At 57.9% G+C, this 5,259-nt stretch carries 7 protein-coding genes; all 7 read left to right on the top strand.

The genetic code is table 11. The features are described 5' to 3' along the window. The first annotated feature begins 203 nt into the window (after positions 1–203). Positions 204–740: a hypothetical protein gene (locus tag VMU57_RS18585; protein WP_325386161.1), complete on the top strand. Its 537-nt coding sequence runs from the start codon at positions 204–206 to the stop codon at positions 738–740. Between the two features lie 235 nt (positions 741–975). Further along, positions 976–1,752, top strand: coding sequence for a hypothetical protein (locus tag VMU57_RS18590; RefSeq protein ID WP_325386163.1), 777 nt, complete (start codon positions 976–978; stop codon positions 1,750–1,752). A gap of 170 nt (positions 1,753–1,922) precedes the next feature. Beyond that, positions 1,923–2,138 carry a PRTRC system protein C gene (locus tag VMU57_RS23170; RefSeq protein ID WP_414648683.1) on the top strand — a complete coding sequence of 72 codons (216 nt, stop codon included), beginning with the start codon at positions 1,923–1,925 and terminating at the stop codon, positions 2,136–2,138. 107 nt (positions 2,139–2,245) lie between these two features. Continuing rightward, on the top strand, positions 2,246–3,382 hold the full coding sequence (locus tag VMU57_RS18595) for a hypothetical protein (RefSeq protein WP_325386165.1): 1,137 nt from the start codon (positions 2,246–2,248) through the stop codon (positions 3,380–3,382). After that, complete coding sequence (locus VMU57_RS18600) at positions 3,333–4,040, top strand: PRTRC system protein B (RefSeq protein WP_325386167.1); 708 nt, start codon at positions 3,333–3,335, stop codon at positions 4,038–4,040. Before VMU57_RS18595 ends, VMU57_RS18600 begins: the two co-directional genes overlap by 50 nt. 1 nt (position 4,041) lies before the next feature. Then, entirely contained in the window at positions 4,042–4,848 is an 807-nt protein-coding gene (locus VMU57_RS18605; protein WP_325386169.1) for a PRTRC system ThiF family protein, read from the top strand. Positions 4,849–4,903: 55 nt separating this feature from the next. Beyond that, positions 4,904–5,259, top strand: a 356-nt coding sequence (locus tag VMU57_RS18610) for a PRTRC system protein E (RefSeq protein WP_325386171.1), incomplete at its 3' end; no start/stop codon positions are given.

Raw genomic sequence — 5,259 nt, forward strand, 5'->3', positions numbered from 1 at the left:
CTGGTCAAGGCCCTCCAGGCTGCTGTAAAGAGCCGCGAACCCTCCAACAGCGCCATCAAGCAGCATGTCGCCAACGGCGGGACCGTGGATGGAGCGGAGATCAAGCGGTTCTTTCACCTGCGCGTTGTCTAGCCCAGGCAATCAGCAACCATCGCACGTGAGCCTGTGCCGCTTATCCGAGGCTCATGTGCCCGGAGATACTTATGTCCACCGGCAGAACCGCCATCCCTCTGTTTTTCAATTCTCCTAAAGTGCAGGAGTGGACCACCGATGCTGCGCATCTTCCCTTCTTGGATTATCTCGATCGCACCATATGGAGCCCGCCAAACGAAAAGGGCTCACGTGAGTGCATCAACTTTCAACTCATGCACCAGCCCTGTTCTTACATGATCGCCCAGCAGGCGAACGAGTACCGGAATGGTGAGGATCCCCATTATGGGGATTGGAATAGAGCGCTCGAGGCTGGCCGAAACTATCTGGTGGGACGTGATGTTTCGTTGACAGAGTTTGCCCGAACGCATCGGTCCTCATTGAACGACTGGCAGCGTTTGGCCTACCAATGGTGCCTCGCAAATCCTTCTCAGGCGCTTGTACTCAGAGCGCGGAATGGAAGGCTGATCTACGAGATCAAGAAGCGCGGCGATTATGTTGAGATTGGATTACCGCACCACGACCACGGCGGCGAGAAACACTGGATCAGTAGAGACGGCAAGACGAAGATCCTGATCAACGTCGACTAGCGAGTCGACCTGTTCTTCGGTCGATACAGGCATGTCTTGATGCTCCGACCGTCAGAATTAAAGAAGGTCAGAGGCTATCTAAGCCGCCAAACTCCGCCTCCCAGCCGTCGATTTGACTGAATTTCAGACCCGCATTACAACTCTGCATTCGGGTAGATTGCTGAGGCCATAACGCCGCCGAACGTCATGTAGCCGGGGAAATATCTGCAAGCTGCCCTGCAAGGGAGGTACCCATATGCCCAGCATCCCCACACAAACCGCAACCCGGCTTAGCTCCGCGAACGAACTCACAGAAGGCGATGTTGCTCCCTTCGATACCCTGGTATCGCACAGCCACGAGGCCCTGATTCAGGATGCCAAAGGCGATGGTCCGAAGACTTCACAGCCCGTCAGCGCCTCTGCACCGGAAGCGAAAAAACCTTCCGCACAGCAGGAAGACCTCTCCGGCCCTCCGGCTGCCAACCGCCATCGCCTGCCAAACGAGCGCTCGGCGATTACCCATCATTTCTCGATCGCTGGGCATGAAGGCTACCTCACCGTGGGACTCTATCCCAACGGCCAACCGGGTGAAATATTCATCCGGATGGCAAAGGCGGGTTCGACCATCGCCGGGTTGATGGAATGCTTCGGCACCGTGGTATCCGTGAGCCTCCAGCACGGAGTTCCTCTTAAGGTGCTCTGCGACAAGCTGTCACATACCCGGTTTGAGCCTTCGGGTTGGACTGGCAACCAGGAGATGGGCTATGCCAAGTCGATCATGGACTACCTCTTCCGGTGGGTAGAGCTGCGCTTCCTCTCAGGAATACAGCTAACGCTATTTGTGACGACGGCGGAGACCTGCGGCAATGCTGAGCCGGAGCCTATGCAGGCTCCCCCCTGCATTCCGCAACCTCTTCTCGATAGCGATGCCTTATCCGATGGACCGCTTTGCGCCACTTGCGGATCCATGATGGTGCGCAATGGCACCTGCCACAAGTGCGCGAATTGCGGCGGAACCAGCGGCTGCTCCTAACCGGAGCGGTCGCTCGCTTTGTCGCGGGCATTACACAATCATGTACCAAACCGTCGGACAGGTTGCAAATCTTACGATCCATCAACCTCTTGCCTCTGCGCTCTCGTCTAACGCTGAACCATGAGGTTCGCTGCCTCTACCAATCCACAATCATTCTGGAGAACATCACCATGACCACAACCCTGAAAATCAGTAGTTTGCCTCGGGAATTTACCTTCAACGGATCGCGTATCCCCGACCCGGATCCGAGGATGAGTATCGAGCAAATCAGAGACCTGCTCACGCCGTCTTACCCTGAAATTGCCACTGCCACACTAACGGGTCCGGAGGACACGGGAACGAGTCTCCGGTACTCCTTCTCGCGAGCCATCGGTTCGAAGGGCTAGGTCATGGCTCGGCCCGAGATGACACGAGAGGAACTGGTGGCGTTGTTCGCGATGAAGGCGGCTGCACCACCTCCGGAGGCGAACAAATTACTCGTGAGGCATCTGCAATGCAAAGAATCGATACTTCTCGCCAGCGCCGTTCGGGAAGCAATGAATCGCTTCGTGGGCGCAGAGGGCGTGCCGCTCCGCCCACCGTCGGAACTGCTTCCGCCCTTGGGGTAGCAACACTTGCACCTTCATTCGGACAGGCCCTTCCCACACTTGCCACCGTGGCGACCGAATACAACCACGAAGTCAACGCGGAGTTGCTTTACGAGTTGGGCGCCGCCCTGGTGAAGGCGGGTCTGGGCTCACCTGACACGTGGCAGCGATGCGGAGGCAACGCAGTCGCTTTCGCACGACACAGCATCATGGCCGGGATTGGAGCCGAGCGCGGCGACCTGTTGCATCGCAACGTCGAATATCACCTGGAAGTGAGCGACGTCCTGGAACGGGATGGATACGGCCCGGCTCTAAGCAATGGGCATCTGGCCATCACAATCGAATGCGGCAGTGCAGGGTATTTCAAGATCGGTCCGGCACTCGGTGCGATCGAGGAACAAGCAGAGGGACTGGGAGCAGCGTTCTATTGGTCGCTGATCCATGCCCTCTACCGCGTGATGCGGATCTACGATCACAACGACGCACTCATGTATGAGGAGAGGCTGATCGAGTGTGCCAACGAGGACGACGAGCAAAACCGCAGCCAATATGAATTTCCAGAGGTAGAGAAGGCCCTTCCAGCGTGCATTCAAAGGACACTGAAACAGCGGTCGACGATTGAAGGTCGCCGCCTGCTCCGCACCCATGGCAATGGCCCCTACCGTGCCTGGTTCGATCGTTTGAGGAAAATGCAACAACTCTCGCGGCTGCATCTGAAAGAGTCCCGGGAGCCTCTCGAAGACCGCTATTACGACGGCCCGCCGCTCCCATCGTTGCTCGTTGCCTTCAAGGAAAGGGACGCCGTTGCCGCCTGCTTTGATGAGGAGGGGCAGTACATGCTCGAAGGCTCCTCGGAGCCGACGGTCTGTGTTGTTTTCTCGCCGAAGAAGGCGGACGAAGTGCAGCACGCACTTCGTATAATCGAGCGCTTCGTTGCATTCAACGCGGAACTATTCGGGTTGGTTGAGGATCTGGAGGAATGGGGGAAGGAACATGCAGGTTCAGATAGCAATCGGGGAGAACCATCGGTTCGAGCTGCGTGAGGCGTTGTTGGTTTACCACGGGAACCGGACAACCTTTATCACGAAGCACGAGGTTACTCCGCAGCAGAATGCGGCACCGACTCTCGGCCCGGCACAACCACTCACGGTAGCGTTCATCGAGTCGCTGGTCCGCTCTCTTGGAGGCGGAGCTGCTGCCGAAGTGTTCCCAGAAAACATCCTCGCCAAGAGCGATCGCATGATCGCCTGGTGGACGCCGGCACAGCGACGCCAGATGTTCTATCAGCATTCCGAGGGAAAGGCGGCGGACTTGAACGGGCGCATTTTTCCTCAGCCTCCTTTAGTCTGGCGGGTCGCTGACGGCCAATTGAGAATCCGCGCTCTCGCGGAGAACAAGCGCCCCGTGGCTGAAACGAAACTCGCGGTCGCGCCCTACTGGAACCTCTCCGACAACGGCGCAGTCTGCCTGGGATCGATGCGGAGGCCAGAGAGCGCATCCGTCGCTGTCATATCCGACTGGGAACGAGGCTTCTACGAGAGCGCCTTTACCCATGCCAATGTTGGTCGCCTTACCCGCCACACGGGCGGCTTTGAGGGACTTTGGAGCAGCCTGACCGGAAAGCGGAAATTGTTTCCGATCGAGACCTTGATCGTCCTCCCCCAAACACTCGCGCAATTCGTGCGCGAAGAAAGGAATTGAGATGCGCATCGAGCACTTGCTGCCATCGGGGCTGCTTGGCCGCCGACCCGTCCGCGTGCTGGTCGTCGGTGCAGGCGGAACCGGCAGCGCCATTCTTATGGGCCTGCCGTATCTCGATCAGGCGATGCGAGTGTGGGGGCATCCTTACGGACTCCAGGTCTCGATCATGGATGCCGATACTGTGTCTGCGACCAATTGTGTCCGTCAGCCGTTCTCGACTGCGGACATTGGCCTGAACAAAGCAACCGTGCTCGTCAACCGGATCAACATGTTCTGGGGCACGAGGTGGTCGGCGGAACCGTGCTATTTCGGCGAACGCACACTGCGTCGATCGCATGGCGAGGTTCCGGATTTGCTCATTGGCTGCGTCGACACCCGCGCTGCGCGGAAAGCCATTGACCAGGAAGTCACACGGCAGGAAACGACCTATTGGCTCGATATTGGCAATAACGCCGCGAGCGGCCAGTATGTACTCGGGCAGCCGCTGAACTCACGAAATCGACGCGTTGCCACCCGCCTGCGCACGGTCAGTGAGTTGTATCCCGAGATCGTCGATGCGGCAGCCGCCGAAGATCCTTTGCCGAGTTGCTCTGCCGTCGAAGCTCTCGATCGGCAGGAGCCGTTCATCAATCAGACCCTTGCATCGAGCGCACTCGCCATGCTGGCGCGGCTCTTCCGCTATGGAAAGCTGCACCATCACGGAGCTTTCTTCAACGCCGAGACCGGGCGGATGAGTGCTCTGCCGATCGATCCCGAAATGTGGACGAAGGCCCGAAGACGCAATCGCCGACTGCAACTGGCAGCTTAATAAACGATCAGCCACCCTTTCCCAGTTTTTCAATCACACACCCATTGGAGATGCCATGTTTCAACAACTCGTTCCACTCCTCCGCCAGAGGTCCGTCCTCTTGACGGTCACTTCACTTGAAGAAGATCAGATCCGGGTCAATGTGCTGCCCAAGAAGTTGGCGGACGGTGAAAACGCTGCCCTCACTACACCCATGAGCTTCACCGGAACCGCCGCCGAACTTGACGCGCAACTGCCGGATGCCATCGTCAGCTTTGTCGCCAGTCACCTGGAATTGAAGAACACTCTCGGACGTGCCAAAGAGGAAATGGCTGCGGCAGCCAAGGCAGCGCAGGAAGAGGCGCGCAACAAGACGAAAAATAATAAGAAGCCGGAGACTGGCTCGAAGACCGAGTCGGTTGCCAAAGAGGC

Origin of the sequence: Edaphobacter sp., assembly GCF_035532915.1 — a bacterium.
GTDB lineage: Bacteria > Acidobacteriota > Terriglobia > Terriglobales > Acidobacteriaceae > Edaphobacter.